At 74.1% G+C, this 16,421-nt stretch carries 14 protein-coding genes; 5 read left to right on the forward strand and 9 right to left on the reverse strand.

Going from position 1 to position 16,421, the window contains the following annotated elements; translation table 11 throughout:
* Nucleotides 1-4: 4 nt before the first annotated feature.
* The gene (locus Q3W68_RS19655) at nucleotides 5-2,245 is read right to left on the reverse strand and encodes a hypothetical protein (protein WP_302906831.1); all 2,241 of its coding nucleotides are present in this window, start codon (nucleotides 2,243-2,245) and stop codon (nucleotides 5-7) included.
* 171 nt (nucleotides 2,246-2,416) lie between these two features.
* Here Q3W68_RS19655 and Q3W68_RS19660 point away from each other — a divergent pair, with 171 nt between their 5' ends.
* Both Q3W68_RS19660 and Q3W68_RS19665 read left to right on the forward strand, forming a co-directional pair.
* Nucleotides 2,417-3,325 (forward strand): redoxin, encoded by a 909-nt coding sequence (locus Q3W68_RS19660; RefSeq protein WP_302906832.1) that lies wholly within the window; start codon nucleotides 2,417-2,419, stop codon nucleotides 3,323-3,325.
* Nucleotides 3,326-3,347: 22 nt separating this feature from the next.
* Nucleotides 3,348-4,577: an epoxide hydrolase family protein gene (locus tag Q3W68_RS19665; RefSeq protein ID WP_302906833.1), complete on the forward strand. Its 1,230-nt coding sequence runs from the start codon at nucleotides 3,348-3,350 to the stop codon at nucleotides 4,575-4,577.
* 56 nt (nucleotides 4,578-4,633) lie between these two features.
* Here the strand turns inward: Q3W68_RS19665 and Q3W68_RS19670 are convergent, their stop codons facing one another.
* Complete coding sequence (locus Q3W68_RS19670) at nucleotides 4,634-5,599, reverse strand: N-acetylmuramoyl-L-alanine amidase (protein ID WP_302906834.1); 966 nt, start codon at nucleotides 5,597-5,599, stop codon at nucleotides 4,634-4,636.
* Nucleotides 5,599-5,751 (reverse strand): hypothetical protein, encoded by a 153-nt coding sequence (locus Q3W68_RS19675; RefSeq protein ID WP_302906835.1) that lies wholly within the window; start codon nucleotides 5,749-5,751, stop codon nucleotides 5,599-5,601. The genes Q3W68_RS19670 and Q3W68_RS19675 overlap by 1 nt, the downstream gene beginning before the upstream one ends.
* A 210-nt stretch (nucleotides 5,752-5,961) precedes the next feature.
* On the opposite strand from Q3W68_RS19675, the gene Q3W68_RS19680 reads away from it, so the two are divergent.
* Together Q3W68_RS19680 and Q3W68_RS19685 are read left to right on the forward strand one after the other, a co-directional pair.
* Entirely contained in the window at nucleotides 5,962-7,281 is a 1,320-nt protein-coding gene (locus Q3W68_RS19680; RefSeq protein WP_302906836.1) for a glycoside hydrolase domain-containing protein, read from the forward strand.
* 73 nt (nucleotides 7,282-7,354) lie between these two features.
* Nucleotides 7,355-8,161 (forward strand): cysteine hydrolase family protein, encoded by an 807-nt coding sequence (locus Q3W68_RS19685; protein ID WP_302906837.1) that lies wholly within the window; start codon nucleotides 7,355-7,357, stop codon nucleotides 8,159-8,161.
* Between the two features lie 40 nt (nucleotides 8,162-8,201).
* Here the strand turns inward: Q3W68_RS19685 and Q3W68_RS19690 are convergent, their stop codons facing one another.
* Entirely contained in the window at nucleotides 8,202-9,092 is an 891-nt protein-coding gene (locus Q3W68_RS19690; RefSeq protein WP_302906838.1) for an SGNH/GDSL hydrolase family protein, read from the reverse strand.
* A gap of 399 nt (nucleotides 9,093-9,491) precedes the next feature.
* Between Q3W68_RS19690 and Q3W68_RS19695 the strand changes: the two genes are divergently transcribed.
* A complete protein-coding gene (locus Q3W68_RS19695) occupies nucleotides 9,492-10,526 on the forward strand; it encodes a hypothetical protein (RefSeq protein WP_302906839.1) in 1,035 nt (344 codons plus the stop codon).
* Between the two features lie 56 nt (nucleotides 10,527-10,582).
* Here Q3W68_RS19695 and Q3W68_RS19700 read toward each other — a convergent pair whose 3' ends face one another.
* The 5 genes from Q3W68_RS19700 to Q3W68_RS19720 form a co-directional block, all read right to left on the reverse strand.
* Nucleotides 10,583-12,436, reverse strand: coding sequence for an AfsR/SARP family transcriptional regulator (locus Q3W68_RS19700; RefSeq protein WP_302906840.1), 1,854 nt, complete (start codon nucleotides 12,434-12,436; stop codon nucleotides 10,583-10,585).
* Nucleotides 12,437-12,537: 101 nt separating this feature from the next.
* On the reverse strand, nucleotides 12,538-13,494 hold the full coding sequence (locus Q3W68_RS19705; protein WP_302906841.1) for a Gfo/Idh/MocA family oxidoreductase: 957 nt from the start codon (nucleotides 13,492-13,494) through the stop codon (nucleotides 12,538-12,540).
* Nucleotides 13,478-14,368, reverse strand: coding sequence for an inositol monophosphatase family protein (locus tag Q3W68_RS19710; RefSeq protein WP_302906842.1), 891 nt, complete (start codon nucleotides 14,366-14,368; stop codon nucleotides 13,478-13,480). Before Q3W68_RS19710 ends, Q3W68_RS19705 begins: the two co-directional genes overlap by 17 nt.
* A complete protein-coding gene (locus Q3W68_RS19715; RefSeq protein ID WP_302906843.1) occupies nucleotides 14,365-14,898 on the reverse strand; it encodes a flavin reductase family protein in 534 nt (177 codons plus the stop codon). Before Q3W68_RS19715 ends, Q3W68_RS19710 begins: the two co-directional genes overlap by 4 nt.
* On the reverse strand, nucleotides 14,898-16,388 hold the full coding sequence (locus Q3W68_RS19720; RefSeq protein ID WP_302906844.1) for an amino acid adenylation domain-containing protein: 1,491 nt from the start codon (nucleotides 16,386-16,388) through the stop codon (nucleotides 14,898-14,900). Before Q3W68_RS19720 ends, Q3W68_RS19715 begins: the two co-directional genes overlap by 1 nt.
* Nucleotides 16,389-16,421 lie beyond the last annotated feature (33 nt).

A 16,421-nucleotide genomic window follows, 5' to 3' on the forward strand; every position in this document is an offset into this window, starting at 1 on the left:
CGCGTCACGGCTCGACGGCGTCCCGGCCCGGGGCGCGCAGCCGCCCGGCCAGGTCCCGCACCGTCTCGGCGTACGCCGGGTCGTCCTCGGACGGGAGGTGACCGTTTATCGGCGGCGGGACGCTGTCCCAGGGCGGTGCCACCAGGCCGTCCGGGTCCCGGAGACGGCGGTCCACAGTCGCCTCCGGGCCGGTGACGCGGGCCGGCTCGTCCGCGCGGTGCGGGGAGAAGATCCATCCGCCCAGCGCGTCGGTGTCCCGCCACAGGTTGCGCCACCGCCAGCCGACCCGGCCGCCGATCCCGCGCAGCATCTCGTCGCCGACGTAGGCGGGGAACAGCCGGGCGTAGAGCCGGCGCAGCGGCGAGCTGTAGGTGAGCAGGGCGACCCGCTCGCTGACCTCCGCCGGCAGTTGCAGGACGGTGGCGGCGACGAGCACCGAGCCGTGGCTGTAGCCGGAGAGCAGCACCCCGTTGCCGCTGCGCACCAGGTACGTGATGCGCCGGGCCAGCTCCGGCACGGCCCGCTCGGCGTAACAGGGCGGCGCGAACGGGTGCGCGGCCCGTGGCCAGAACGTGGCGAGGTCGAAGAGCACGCCGACGTGGTGGCGGAACCCCGGACTGCGGTAGGCGAAGATCCCGGCCACGACCAGGGCCAGCACCGCCGCCGAGATCACCACCCCGCCCACCTCGATGCCGAACATGACCAGCTCGGCCGGGACGTGCGTGCGCCGTTCCAGGGCCTCACCCGGCTCGGGGCGGACCAGCGCCATCGCGGTGGTCGCTGCGCCCGCGCCGGCCATGACGGCGAACAACACCGCCAGGGGCACCAGCAGGTCGGTGAACCGGGCCCGGACGATCATCGTCCGGACCTGCCGCAGCCGGGGCGCCGCCTCGGCCGGCGGCGCCGGGAAGTCGCGCTCGACGATCGCCTGGGCGGCCCGGATGCGGCCACGCCGGGACACCAGCGCCACCACGGCGGCGGCGGCCAGCGTGACCAGCAACGCGCGGAAGAAGCCGTAGATCGCCCAGGTGTACGCGCGCGCCGGACCCGGTATCTCGTCCGCCGGGGACATGCCCCGGTCCAGCAGGTCGGCGATGCGCTGGACCAGCTCGGCGGAGTACGCCACCGCGAGCCCGCCCGCCGCCGCCGCGACCACGAGCGCGCCGAGCCCGTTCGGCGGCTGGTGGCCACGTACCCGCAGCCGGTGCCAGAGCAGCACGGCGGCCAGGCCGCCCAGCAGGACCGCGTGCGTCACCAGCAGCCAGGTCAGGATGGAACCGTAGCCGGGCAGGCCCCCGCCGGTACGCCAGCGGACCGGGGCGAACAGCAGGTACCCGGCCACCACGACGGTGAGCCCGACAGCGGTGGCGCGCAGCACCCGGGCGACCCGGTCGCGTCGCGGATCGGTGGGCGCCCGGTCGACGAGCGGCGGCACGCAGACCAGGACCACGCAGGCGAGCAGGACCGCGCCGGTGACCGCCAGCAGCGCCGCCACAGTGGGCGGGACGCCCTGCGCGGCGCGGGCGGCGAGAAGGCAGGCGTCGAGGGTGGCGAAGGCCGCCGCGATGTGGATCGAACGCAGCCGGCCCATCAGCGGTTCGGTGTCCCACTGGCCGATCGTGCTCAGCGGGGGCCCGGCGGATGCCCGCTCCGGCGCCCGGAACGCGGTGAACGAGCGTCCCGGACGCCGCGCACCCCACCAGACCAGGCTCACCGCGGCGGCCGGGACCAGCGCCAGCACCACGAGCCGCAGACCCACCGGCCGCCCGCCCATCCAGGACAGCCACTCGCGGTCGGAGATGCAGGCCGGGACCGACAGGCACTGCCAGGCCACCAGATCCAGTGCGACCCCGGCACCGGCGAGCACGTACAGCGCGGTCAGGCTCAACCCGAGCACCCGGCACAGCGCCCGCACCACCGCGCCGCCGACCGCGTCCCCCGGCCGCATCCATACGGCCACGTTGATCAGCATGAAGGGCATCAGGAACAGCAGCGACAGGGTACGCAGCGCGGTGCCGGACGGCAGGTCGTTCCACCGGTACGCCTCCAGCGTCACCCCGCTCGCCCCGTACTCGTCGGCATGTCCGGGGCGGGGCCGGTAGAAGCCGGCGCTGCGGTCGCCCGCGACCTGCCGGACCAGCGGCCGGCCCAGCACCTGGGCGGCGCCGGCCGCGGATACGCCGTGCACCCGCAGCTCCACCACCTCGCCCGAGGGCGCCTGTGCCCGCCCTGGTCCAGCCGTCATCGACCCTCCGCGACGTCCCGGCTGCCCACGCCGCCCGGCACGGCCCGCCCTCGGGTGGCGCACGGTCCTACCCGGCCGGGCCGGGGGCAAACGCCGCGGCCCGGCCGGGCGGCCAGTTCGAAGCCGCGCCCTCCGGGTAACCGCCGGCGGACGTCGACGAAGGGAACCCGTATGACCGGCCACGTGGACGGGGCCGAGCCCCGGCTGCCGCCGATCGACGTCCGGCGCTGGGTGAACTCCGCGCCGTTGACGCCGCGGGATCTGCGCGGACGCGTGGTACTGGTCGACGTCTGGGAGTACACGTGCGTGAACTGGATCCGCACCGCCCCGTTCGTGCGGGCGTGGCACCGCGACTACCGCGACCTGGGGCTGACGGTGATCGGCGCGCACACGCCGGAGTTCGCGTTCGGCCGGCTGCCGGAGAACATCGACCGGGCGATCCGCGACCACGGGCTGACCTACCCGATCGCGATCGACGACGACTACACGTTCTGGCGTGCCCTGCGCAACGACGCCTGGCCGGCGAAGTACCTCTTCGACGCCGACGGGCGGCTGGCCGACCGCTGGGTCGGCGAGGGCGACTACGACCGCACCGAGGCACTGATCCGGCGGCTGGTCGAGGCCGCCGCGCCCGCGACCGCGCTGCCGCCGGTCACCCCGGAGGTGAGCGCGTTCGTGACGAGCCCGCAGCCCACGTACGCCGGGATCACCCCGGAGACCTACCTCGGCGCCGACCGCGGTGTGCCCGGCACGTACGCGCTGACCGGCGACTGGCGGGTCGAGGGCGAGTACGTCGAGGCCGGCGACGCCGCCGCCGAGCTGGTCCTGCCGTTCACCGCGGGTGAGGTGAACCTGGTGGCCGACCCGGGACCGGAGGGACCGGCCGGGATTCGGGTGCTGCTGGACGGGAAACCGGCCGCTGACGCGCGCGGCGCCGACGTGGGCCCGGACGGCCGGACCCTCGTCGACCGGGCGGCCATGATCCGGCTGGTCGACGGCGCGACGCCGGGGGAGCACCGGCTCACTCTGCGCGCCGAGCGGCCCGGCTTCCGCGCGTACGTCTTCACGTTCGGTCCCTGACCCGACCCGAGGAGGACAACCCGTGGCCGTCAAGACCATGACGCCGACGCGTACCGGCGCCGGCATCCGCGAGTTCCGCGTCGACGTGCCGGAGGCGGACCTGGAGGACCTGCGGGCCCGGATCGCTGCCACCCGCTGGCCGGAGCGTCAGACCGTGGACGACCAGTCGCAGGGCGTGCCGCTGGAGACCAGTCAGGCGCTCGCCCGCTACTGGGCGACCGAGTACGACTGGCGCCGGGTCGAGGCGCGGCTCAACGACCTGCCGAACTTCGTCACCGAGATCGACGGCCTGGACATCCACTTCATCCACGTACGGTCGCCGCACGCCGACGCGCTGCCGCTGATCGTCACGCACGGGTGGCCGGGGTCGGTGATCGAGCAGTTGAAGATCATCGGTCCGCTCACCGACCCGACGGCGCACGGCGGCAGCGCCTCGGACGCGTTCCACCTGGTGATCCCGTCGATGCCCGGCTACGGCTTCTCCGGTCAGCCGGACCGGCCGGGCTGGGATCCGCAGCACATCGCCCGCGCCTGGACGGAGCTGATGCGGCGGCTGGGTTACACCCGGTTCGTGGCCCAGGGCGGCGACTGGGGCGCGCTGATCACCGACATGCTCGGCGTGCAGGCGCCGCCCGAGCTGGCCGGCATCCACACGAACATGCCCTGCGTGGTGCCGCCGGAGATCGACGCGCTGCTGCAGCGCGGCATCACCGGTGTCAACAACCCGCTCGCGGAGCTGCCGGCCGGGCTCTCCGCCGAGGAGCGGGCCGCCTGCGAGCGGATCGACTTCTTCTGGAAGCACTCCGCGTACGCGCTGATCATGACGACCCGCCCGGAGACGCTGACGGCGCTCGCCGACTCGCCGGTCGGGCTGGCGACGTTCATGCTCGACCACGACGCGGCGAGCCTGGACCTGATCTGCGCCGCGTTCGCCGGCCGGCCCGGCGGGCTGAGCCGCGACGACATCCTGGACAACGTCACGCTCTACTGGCTGACCAACACGGGGGTCTCCTCGGCCCGGCTGTACGCGCAGAACGCGCTGTCGTTCTTCGCCGCCAAGGGCGTCGGAGTGCCGGCCGCGGTGAGCCAGTTCCCGGACGAGATCCTGCTCGCGCCGCGCAGCTGGGCCGAGCGGGCGTACCCGAACCTGATCCACTACAACAAGGTGGAGCGGGGCGGGCACTTCGCCGCCTGGGAGCAGCCGCAGTTGTTCGCCCAGGAGATGCGGGCGGCCTTCCGGCCGCTGCGCTGACTCCGGACGGATGCGGCCGGGTGGGATGCCACCCGGCCGCATCGGTGCGTCCGGGGTCAGACCTCGGTCAGCCGGACCGCGTCGGCGATGACCAGGCCGGCGGCGGAGCTCCACCGGCTGACCGCGACGCGGTTGGCGTCCCCGGCCGGCAGCGTGAACGTGCCGAGCGAGCGCCACTGCCCGCCGGTCGCCCGCTGGTCGACCACGACCGTCCGGTTGCCGGTGGTCGTGGCGACGATGTACGGCGTGGCCGCGTTGTAGCCGGCGTTCGCCGGCCACCACGCCTCGACCCGGTAGTTGCCGGTACGCGGGACGTTGAACTTGTACCAGGCCGCGTCGCTCGCGGCGACCGGGTCGGCGTAGCGGTAGTCGGCGCCGTAGCGCTGCCCGGAGTACGTCGAGGTGCCCCAGCTGGCGCTCGCGGTGAACCGGCCCGCGGTGGCGTTGTCCACGATCGACGTCCAGCCGGTGCCGCCGCCGGCCATCTTGGCGGCCACGTCGGCACGCATGGTGTTCAGGTCGATGAAGGACGGGTCGATCTTGCCGGTGGTGCTGGTCTCCCGGTGCCCGCGGGCATAGCTGGAGTCCCGGCCGAGCCGCTTGAGCACGGCGGCGGTGGCAGCGATGCTGGCGTTGTACTGGGCGGTGGTCATCCGCTGGTCGACGCCGTTGTAGTCGATCTCCCACCCGATCATCAGCGTGTTCCCGTCCCCGGCCGGGATCGGGCCGCTGCCGCCGCTGGTGCCGGCGTGGTTGCACCGGCCGGCGGAGATCACGTGGAACACGCCGTTGTAGTCCACGAGCGCCTGGCAGAGCGGGCCGGGCAGGTCGGAACGGCCGTTGATGCAGATGTTCAGCGCCGGGTGCGGGTTGGTGGCGCTGGAGGTGGCCGCGGTGTGGTGCCAGAGCACACCGATCGGGTCGAACGAGCCGGGGCGCATCCGGTTGAGCCAGTCGCCCTCGACCACGACCTGCACGCCGGCGGCCCGCAGCACGTCCACGAGCCAGGGGATGGTGGCCATCACTGCTCCCGGAGCAGGTCGGCGAGGCACTCGGCCTTCGGCGCCGCGAGCGCCGTGCCGGGCCGGACGGCCACGGCGAGGGCAGCGGCCACCAGGGCGGGTACGCCGAGCAGACCTCGGCGTCGCAGACGGGGGGATCGTGACGTGGGCATGGCGCTCCTCGGGTGACGGCGCTTCACCGATCGACAGATGTGAGTGCGGGAACGCTATACCGGCTTCCGGCGTCTTGTCGATACCCTTCATTGATCGTTTCTTCGGTGAAAACTTTCGCCACGATCATCTGTCGTCATCCGTCGATGCGTGGTAGAAATCCTGCCCATGTCTCGCCGTCGGGCGAGGAATCCCGCACAGGAGGGGCGCCGATGAGAGCGATCGCCACGGCCCTGACGTTTCTCACCGTGGTCGCGGCCACGGCCGTCCCGGCGACGGCATCGGCCGTCCCGGCCCGGACCGGCACACCGGCCGCCGCCGGGACACCGGCTGCCGCCGAGTCGCAGCCCGCCGCCGAGTCGCAGCCCGCCGCCGAGCCGCAGTCCGCCCTGGCCGCGGTCGGCCCGCAGCCCGGCACGTTCACCGGCAAGGGCTTCGACACCTGCACCGCTCCGTCGCAGGCCGCGATGGACGCCTGGCTCGCCGCCTCGCCGTACCGCGCGGTCGGCGTCTACATCAGCGGCGGCAGCCGGACGTGCTCCCAGCCCAACCTGACCGCCACCTGGGTCGCCGACCAGACCCGCAAGGGCTGGCGGCTCATCCCCATCGAGCTGGGCTACCAGGCGCCGTGCGGCACCCGGACGCCGAAGATGTCCGCCGACCCGGCCACCGCACGCGGGCAGGGGAGGACCGCGGCGGACAGCGCGGCCGGGGCGGCGGCGGCCCTCGGCATCGGCGCCGGCAGCACGCTCTACAACGACATCGAGCAGTACCCGACGACCACCGCCTGCCGGGCCGCGGTGCTCTCGTTCCTCTCCGGCTGGGTCGAGCGCCTGCACGCGCGCGGCTACCTCGCCGGCATGTACTCCAGCGGCTCGTCCGGCATCAGGGACGTCTGCGACGCCTACCACGACACCCGGTACCTGCGGCTGGACCAGATCTGGATCGCCTGGTGGAACGGCGTCGCGGACACCGACGCGGGCACGTACTGCGCCGACGACCGCTACGCCGACCAGCAGCGCCTGCACCAGTACGCCGGCGACGTCACCGAGACGTGGGGCGGCGTGACCATGAAGATCGACCGCAACTACCTGGACGTACGCGCCGGTACGCCGCCCGCGTCGTGGAGCGTCACAGTCGACAACGCCACCGCGGGCGGATTCACCGCCGGCGCGGCCTGGGGCACCTCCGCGTACTCCGGGCAGCGCCACGGCACCGACTACCGCTTCGCCGCGCCGGTGGCGGCCAGCGACGTGGCCTGGTTCCGGACGACCCTGCCCGCGACCGGCTCCTACGAGGTCTCGGTGTGGTACCCGGCCGACCCCGGCTACAACGACCGCACCCCGTACCTGGTGGCCACCACGACCGGAAACCGGTCGGTGGCTGTCGACCAGCGCACCGGCGGCGGACGCTGGGTCTCGCTCGGCGTGTTCACGCTGGCCGCCGGGACCGGGGACAAGGTCGGGGTGAGCCGCTGGAGCGCCGGCACCGGCTACGTGGTCGCCGACGCGGTCCGCATCACCCGGGTCTGATGCCCGCACCCGTACGGATGCACTGTCGGCCGTCGCCGCCCGGCCGGTCCGCCGGGCGGCTAGAACGGACGGTATGGCGGGGCGACGGGCGATCTACGGCGACACCGGCGACGGCGGCGTGCAGCTCGCCGCCAGCACCGACAGGTGGCACCTCTATCCGGATCACGTCCTGCTCGCCCCGGACGATCCGCCGGAGGATCTGCTCCGCTTCGACGCGGAGCTGATGCCGTTCGCCGACAACCCGCGGCGGGGCGCGCTCGTGGTGGTGGACATGCAGAACGACTTCTGCGCCGAGGGCGGCTGGACCCACCGCTCAGGGCTGGACTACCAGGCGTGCCGGGAGGCCATCCCGGGGGTGGTACGCGCGGTCGAGGCCGCCCGCCGCCACGACATGTTCGTCATCTGGGTGTACTGGCACAACCGTCCCGACCTGCGCAACCTGGGCGCGCCGACGCTGCACTCGTTCAAGCACACGCCCGACCAGGCCGGCATCGGCCAGCGGCTGGACCACGGGCGGGTGCTCACCGCCGGGGAGTGGGGCGCCGAGATGGTGGACGAGCTGAAGCCGCTGATCCGCGACGACGACGTCATGATCGAGAAGGTGCGGATGAGCGGCTTCTACGGCACCCACCTCGACCAGGTGCTGCGCACCCAGGGCATCCACACGCTGTTCGTCTGCGGCGTCAACGTCGACCAGTGCGTCAGCACCACGATCGAGAGCGCCTACTTCCGCGACTACAACCCGGTCCTGGTCGCCGACGCCACCGCGACGTCCAGCCCGGCGTACTGCAAGGACGCGGTCGTGTTCAACGCCAAGCAGTGCTGGGGGTTCGTCACGACCACCGACCGGTTCGCCGACCCGTCGCCCTACCGGCGGTGAGCCGGTTCCGCCGCGGCGGAACCGGCTCACCCCGGCCGGCTCAGTTCAGGTGCGCCAGCAGGGCGGTGGCCATGCCCTGCTCGCCCCGGGCGTTCGGGTGGAACGGCGCGGCCGCGTTCTGCGGCACCAACCCCTCCACCCAGCGGGTGCCGCTGCTCTTGCACGCGTCCCGGCCGATCGACGGCGTGTAGACGTCGGCGTAGCTGGCGCCGCCCGCCGCCGCGGTGTCGGCGAGCATCGTGTTGAGGGCCTTCTGGACGCCGCGCAGGTACGGCACGTCCTGGTAGGCGATCGGCACCACCGGCCAGCAGCCGTATCCGCTGTCGGGCAGGATCGCCGGGTAACCGAGCACCACCACGCGCGCGTTCGGCGCGGCCTGGCGGACCGCCCGCAGCACCGCCGTCACCTTCGGCGCGGTGGCGGCGATCCGGGCCCGCAACTGGTCGGTGCCGCCCGCCGTGAACCGGTCCTTGCAGGGCGACCCGAGCGGGCTGCTCACGCTCGCCTCGGCGCAGTCGCCGATGATGCCGGCGAAGCCGATGTCGTTGCCGCCGATCTGGACGGTCACCAGCGCGGTCGCCGAGGTGACGGCGTTCACCTGCGGCGGCAGCGCGATGCCCAGCGCGCCGTCGCCGCCGTACAGGATGTCCTCGGTGGTGGCGCCGGAGCAGCTCACGTCGGCGAACGACGCCGACCCGGCGGACGCCGCGACCAGGGCCGGGTAGTTGCGGTTGGAGCGCAGGCAGTTCAGGTCGACCTGGGTGGGCACGAGCGGGGCGGAGGTGTAGGAGTCGCCGAGCGCTACGTAGCGCCCAGCGGGTGCGGCGGCGACGGCGGGTGCGGCGGCGGCGAGCAGCACGCCGGCGACGGCCGCGACGAGCGCGGTCATCCGGCCGGCGGTCCGCAGGAGCGGCAGGCGGGGACGGTTCATGGGGCCCTCCCGGAGGGGTCCTGGTGGTGGTGCTGGGATTCTGTCCGCGCCCGTGGTGTGCGTCAATATCGATGAACCTCACTAAATGACGGTCCGGGATGTGGTCCACCGCCGTCCGGCCGGACGATCAAAGGTGTCGCGTACGTCACACTTTTCGGCGTCGCCGATGTCGGGTACAGGTCGGGCGCCGAACGGTCGATCCCTTGCGTCACAACGGTCCCCGGTGCGTCACGCCTGATAGGCGGCCGAATGCCGGATCCGGGCACGCACGCACCGGAGTGACCCCGGCACGGCTGGTGAAGGACGTATCGAGCGTCGGCGATCGTGAATTTGCAGGCGTCATTACGCTGCGGGGTGGTTGATCGCCGGAACCACGGACGACAGGTGGAAGAACCTCAGATGAGTGACAATCACCCTCCCTACGGAGGCTATCCGGACCCGAACGCCGGAGCGTGGGGCAACCAGCCCGACCCGAACGCCCCGTACGGCGCGCAGCCGGCCTCCGGTGCGCCCTACGGTTCGCAGCCGGCGTCGGGCGCCCCCTACGGCGCCCAGCCCGGGTCGGGCGCTCCCTACGGTGCCCAGCCCGCGTCGGGTGCGCCGTACGGCGCGCAGCCCGCGTCGGGCGCCCCCTACGGCGCGCAGCCCGCTGCGCCGTTCCCCGGCCAGCCCGGCTACCCCGGGCAGCCGGCGCCGTACGCGCCCACCCCGCCCCCGAGCGGCGGCAAGAGCAAGGGCCTCATCGTCGGCCTCGCCGCCGGCGCGGTGACGCTGACGCTGCTGTGCTGCGGCGGCGGCCTCGCCTACGTCGCCTTCAACGGCGACGAGGAGGACCCGAAGCCGGCGGCGTCGGGCAGCGCCACCCCCGGGCCGGACAACAGTCCGTCCGCGACCCCCAGCGCGGGCGGGCCGGAGTCGAGCGGGCCGGACGGGTCCAACAACAACTCGCTGACCGCGCGTTACGCCAGCGAGATGTCGGCGGTCTGCGACGGGGGAGCGATCCTCAACGCCGCGCCGTACACCGCGCCGGCGGGCTCGAAGGCGTACGTCTTCTCCAACTCCCCGGACCGGCCGTCGTTCTGGTCGCAGAAGACGATCAGCTCGGCCAAGCCGTACTACGCGAAGTCGGCTGACTTCGCCACGGTGTCCGTCATCGGCTGCCTCAAGATGGTCGAGGGCAGCGAGGGCACGCCGAAGAAGTGCCAGTACAAGAACAGCGAGGACAAGGTCGTCACGGTCGACTACATCTCCTCGCGCTACACCCTGACCTTCCACGCCGCCAAGACCGGCGAGAAGGTCGGCGACGGCGGCACGGTGACCGCGCCCGCCGCCCGGTGCCCGAGCTTCATCTCCTACAACAAGGTGACGATGAAGTCGTACGCCTCGCCGGACAGCGGCACCATCGAGGCCGCGCTGGACCGCTTCCTCAAGTAGCGACACCCGGATCGCGGTGCGCGGGTCGGCCTGGCCCGCGCACCGCGGACGGCGGCTCAGGCCGCTGGCAGCGGCCGGCCGTGCGCGTCCACGCACTCACGCGCGAAGATCCGCAGCAGTTCCGGCAGGTGGAAACGCTCGCCCGGGGCGCCGGAGTCGGCAGGCACCAGCAGGTTGTGCTGGATCAGGTGCTCCACCATCCGGTCGGCCTGCCGCCGGGGCAGGCGCAGGATCTCCACCGCGCTCGACGCGGTGATGAACGAGTCGGCGCGGGCCAGCGCGTGCAGCGCCCGGCGGGCGTCCACGTCCAGCGCCTGGTAGCTGACCGAGAGGCTGTCGCGCACCGAGATGTCCCCGACGGACAGCTCCGACAGCCGGTTCTCCTCGTCCTCCAGATGCGCGGCGAAGCCCGGCAGGGCGACGTCGGGCTGCGTGGCGAGCCGGCTGCCGACGATCCGCAGGGCCAGCGGCAGCTGGTCGCAGGCCGCCGCGATCCGGCCGAACACCTCGGGCTGCTCGCGTACCCGGCGCTCGCCCGCGATCGTGGCCAGCAGCTCCACCGCGTCGGCCCGGTCGAGCGAGCCGAGCGTCAACCGCCAGCCCACGTCCAGGTCCAGCAGGCGCTGCCGGCTGTTGATCAGCACCAGGCTGCGGCCCGCCCCGGGCAGCAGCGGACGCACCTGCTGCGCGCAGTCGACGTCGTCGATGATGAGCAGCAGCCGCCGGCCGGCGAGCGCGCAGCGCAGCACGGCGGAGCGCTCCCGGATGTCCTCGGACACGTCGGTCAGGGGCACGCCCAGCTCGACCAGCAGCTCCCGGATCAGCTCGCCGCTGCCGCGCGGCGGCTCGTCGCCGCTGTCGAAGCTGACGAAGAGCTGACCGTCGGGAAAGAGGTCGGCCAGGTCGTACCCGCTGGCCACGGAGAACGAGGACTTGCCGACGCCCGGCGCGCCGGAGACGAGCACGACCCCGGCGTGCTCGTCGGCGTCGGCCGGGTCGGCGATCCCCTCGGCGATGGCGCGCAGCTGGCCCGCAGTGGTGTCCCGGCCCACCAGGGACGGCGGCTTCATCGGCAGGGCCTGCGGGCTCGTCGGCGGGCCGGGCGGCGACGCGGGCCCGGCGCCGACGCTCGCCGGCCGGCCGGACGGTGGGCGGACCTCGGCGGAGTCCGCGTCCAGCGCCGTCTGGAGGGCGCCCTGGAGCGTGGGACCGGGGTCGACGCCCAGCTCGTCGACGATGCCCCGCCGGGCCTGCTGGTAGACGGCCAGCGCCTCGGCCACGCGTCCCTCCTGCGTCAGCGCGGTCACAAGCTGCGCCTGCCGGCGTTCGTCGAGCGGCTCCTCGGCCACCATCCGGCGCAGTGACGGGATGACCCGGGCCGGCTGGCCCAGCCGCAGGCGCAGGTCGACCAGCTCGGTCGTCATCTCCCGGTGCTGCTCCCGCAGCGCCGTCACGGTCGCGCCCAGGTCGGTGCCCAGATCCGTCAGGTCCTCCAGCGGATGCCCGCCCCACAGCTCGGCCGCCCGGTCGAACAGGTCGGCGGCGGCCTCCGGCCGGTCCCCCCGTGCGGCCCGGCGGGCCTCGTCGGCGAGACGACGGAACCGCAACAGGTCCAGCTCGTCCTCGTCGACCCGCAGGTGGTAGCCGGTGCCGTCGTGGACCAGCCGGCCGGCCGAGTCACCGCCGCGGTCCAGCGTCTGCCGCAGCCGGTGCACGTACGTGCGCAGGTTGCGTACCGCCGACGCGGGCGGCGACTCCGGCCACAGGCCGTCGACCAGCCGGGACGTGGCGACCGTGCGCCCCGGGCTCAGCAGCAGCACGGCGAGCAGGAGGCGGGGCTTGGTGCCGGTGAGCGTGACCGGGCGGTCGTCCACATGAACGGTCAGCGGGCCGAGAACACTGAACTGCATCGATGCATTCCCCCGCTCCGAATTACCGTCCACAGTGTGGTGTAGGGCTGAATTTCCCACCTTCGGCTGGGGAATACCGCGCTCCCAGATGGTGCAAGTAGTCACCGATCGGTGTGTACTTCGTGACCCCGGGTGAGTTGCGCTGTCGCCCGCCGCGCCGCGTCGAGCACCGCCACCGCGTCCGCCACCCCGGCACCCGCCGACTGTCCTTTCCGGACCAGCCCGGCGAAGTCCTTCGCCTGGCGGGCCAGGGCCGCGTACATGGTGGCGTCGCCGTCGGCCGGGTCGAGGAAGGTCACCCGCTCGTGGTCCCGGGTGCCGAAGACCTCCACCGTCGCCATGTCGCCGCCCCGGTGGTGCCGGCCGAGCGAGACCAGCGCGGTGCCGCCGCCGGACAGGCCGAGCAACGCCTGGGCGCTGTCCACGTCCCAGCCGCGTACCGCCGGGTCGGTGACCGGCCCGGCCGGCTGCACCGCGACCCGGTCGACCTCCTGCCCGGTCAGCCACCGGATCTGGTCGAACTCGTGCACACCCATGTCCACGAAGATCCCGCCGCTGCCGGTGCGGAACGCCGCCGCCGGAGGCTCGCCGTCCCACTGCGCCGAGGCCACGAACAGCACGTCGCCGAGTTCGCCGCCGGCGATCCGCTCCCGCAGCTGTCGCAACCGCGGGACGAACCGGCGCCAGTAGGCGACCTGGAACGGGATCCCGGCGGCGGCGGCCACCCGCCCCGCCTCGGCCGCGCCGGCCGGGTCGAGCCCGGCCGGCTTCTCGCACAGCACCGGCAGGCCGGCCTTGGCGGCGGCCGCGACCAGCGCGCCGTGCCGCCCGGTGGGCGCCGTCACCAGCAGACCGTCCGGCACGGCGTCCGCGAGCAGGTCCTCCACGCTCGGGTACGCCGGCAGCCCGACCGCGGCGACCGCCTCCCGTGCCGCCGGGACCGGGTCGACCACGTGCCGGATCCGGACCGTCGGGTGGTCGGCCAGGGCCCGCAGGTGGTGGTGGCCCATCCGGCCCGCTCCCACCAGCGCCAGCCGGAACTCATCGCTGCCGGTCATCGTCGGCTCCCCTCTCCTCGTCGCTGCCGTCGCTCCCGTCGCGGCCGTCGGTGCGGTAGCGGCCGTCGCGGCCGTCCGTGTCGCTGTCGCCCAGCCAGCCGGCCAGCGCGGCCACCACGGCCGGCGCGCCGGTGCCGAAGACCTCGAACCCGTCGTGGCGCCACCGCCGGCTCACACCGCCGGCGGCCTCGACCAGCGCGGCGCCGGCCGCGATGTCCCACGGTGCGGGGTCGAAGCTGACGAACGCGTCCAGTTCCCCGCGGGCCACCGCTGCCAGGTCACAGACGGTGGAGCCGGTGTTGCGCAGGTCGGCGACGCGGGGCGCGACGCCGACGAGCGCCTGGTACGCCCGCCGTCGCGGACCGGGCGCGTTCGGTACCGCGAACGCCACCAGGGCGTGGCCCGGCTCGGCCACCTGGTTGACCGCGACCGGCGCGTCGCCGTCGAGCGCGCCGCCGTCGTCGAGCACCAGGCAGGCGCCGGTGGCCGGTTGCAGGACGGTGGCCGCGACCACCTGCCCGTCGCCCACGTCGCAGCCGGTCGCCACCGCGATGCTGACCGCGTACCGGCTCGCGCCGTGGCTGAAGTTCAGCGTGCCGTCGAGCGGGTCGACGATCCAGCGCAGGCCGGAGCAGCCGGCGCTGGCCCCGGACTCCTCGGCCAGGACGGCGTCCTGCGGCCGGTCCCGGGCGAGCAGGTCGAGGATGGCCCGCTCGCTGGCGTGGTCGGCGGTGGTCACCGGGTCCTGGGCCGCTCCGCCCTTGTGTTCGGTCTGGAAGCCCCGGCCCCGCGCCTCGCGGATCGCGTCCGCACCGGCCCGCGCCGCGCGCAGGCTCAGGTGGCGCAGGTCGCCGGGAGCGGCGCCGATGCTCATCGCGCCACCTGCGCTTCCCGCGGCGCGGCGACCCGCGCGTAGTCGCCGTCGACGAACAGCAGTGGCGGGGTCGGCCGCAGCAGGCCCGCGGAGCGGACCGCGCCCATCAGCACCGCGTGGTCGCCGGCCGGGTCGGCGGAGACCGCCTCGCAGCCGAAGTACGCCACCCCGTCGGTCAGGCGCGGGCAGCCGGTCGCCCGCTCGTGGTCGTAGGCCACACCCGCGAATCCGTCGGCGCCCGCCGGCCGGCCCCGGCTGGCGAACCAGGCCGCCTCCTCGCGCTGGTCGTCGCCGAGCACCGTCACCGCGAACCGGCCGGTACGCCGCACCGCACCGAGCAGCCGGCAGTCCCGCCGGAGGCAGACCAGCAGCATCCGTGGGGACAGCGACACGGTGGTGAAGGAGTTGACAGTCATCCCCACCGGGCCGTCGGGTCCGACGGCTGTCGCCACGGCCACGCCGGTGGCGAAGCGCCCGGCCACCGAGCGGAACGCCCGTTCCTGGTCCTGTCCGTTCCCTGTGCTGGTCATCACCGTGCTCCTCTCGTCGCGCTGCCGACCAGGTCGGCGGTCCGGCGCCGGTCGGTCTTGCCGTTGGCGTTCGTGGGCAGGGCGGCCACGTGGTGGATTCGGGCCGGCACCATGTAGCCGGGCAGGCGGTCGGCGCACCGGCGGGTCAGCTCGTCGGTGATCCCGTCGGCGCCGGTGTAGACCGCCCGCAGGGAGACGTCGTCGCCCGCGCCGAACGCCAGCACCACCGCGTCCTGCACGCCCGGGTGGCCGCGCAGGACCATCTCGATCTCGCCCAGCTCGATCCGGTAGCCGCGCAGCTTCACCTGGTCGTCCAGGCGCCCGTGGTGCACGAGCGTGCCGTGCTCGCGGCGGACCCGGTCACCGGTGCGGTAGTACCGGCGGCCGGCGTACGTGACGAACCGGTCCTCGTCGTCGGCCGGGTCGAGGTAGCCGTCGAACCGCTGCGGTCCGTGCACGCACAGCTCGCCGTCGTCACCGCCGACCGTGCCGTCCTCGGCGCGCAGGATCGCGTCGAGCCGGGGGTGCGTGTCGCCGATCGGCACGGTGCCGTTCGAGGTCACCGGCCAGGCCGCCGGATCCGCCGGCAGCCGGTGACCGGTGCAGGTCACTGTCAGCTCGGTGGGACCGTAGAGGTTCTCCACCACGCTGCCCGGCGCCGCCGCGGCCCACGCCCGCGCCTGCTCCAGCGTCAGCGCCTCACCGGCGAAGAGGCTGTGCCGCAGGCCGGGCATGGCGCCGGGGGAGAGCATCCGCATCCGGCGGGCCAGCGAGACCACCGAGGGCACCGAGAACCAGTGCGTGATCCGCCGCTCGTTGACGAACCGCACCGGCGTCAGCACCTCGTCCGGCTGCGGCACCACGAGCGTGGCGCCGCCGCCCCAGGCGACGAACATGTCGAACACGGACGGGTCGAAGGTCAGGTCGAAGGTCTGCGACAGGCGGTCGCCCGGGCCGACCGGGTAGCGCTCCCGGCAGTGCGTGAGGAACGCGTCCACGTTGCGGTGGCGGATCGGCACGCCCTTGGGCCGCCCGGTCGAGCCGGAGGTGAACAGCAGGTACGCCACGTCGTCCGGCGCCACCGGGGCGGCCGGAGGCGGGACGGCCGGCGCGCCGTCGAGGCGTACCGTCACGGCGTCGCCCGCGACCTGCGCCGCCGTCGCGGCGCCCGCGTCGTCGACCACGAGCGCGTCCACGCCCGCGTCCCGGCACAGCCGGGCGGTGCGGGCCGGCGGGAACGCCGGGTTGAGCGGCACCACCACCGCTCCGGCGCGCAGCGCGGCCAGATAACCGGCGTACGCGGGCAGGCCGCGGGCGGCCAGCAGGCCGACCGCACGGGGGCGCCGGCCCACCTCGGCGTGGATCCGCCCGGCGAGGCCGTCGGCGAGGTCGCGCAGCCGGCGGTACGTCACCGGCTCCCCGCCGACCTCCAGCGCGACCGCTTCGGGCACGCGTGCCACGGTCCGCTCGAACCAGGAGTAGAGACTCACGGCGTTGCTCCCTTCACTGTGCTGTCGTCGATC

Source organism: Micromonospora sp. C28ISP2-4, from assembly GCF_030519385.1.
Lineage (GTDB): Bacteria > Actinomycetota > Actinomycetes > Mycobacteriales > Micromonosporaceae > Micromonospora > Micromonospora tulbaghiae.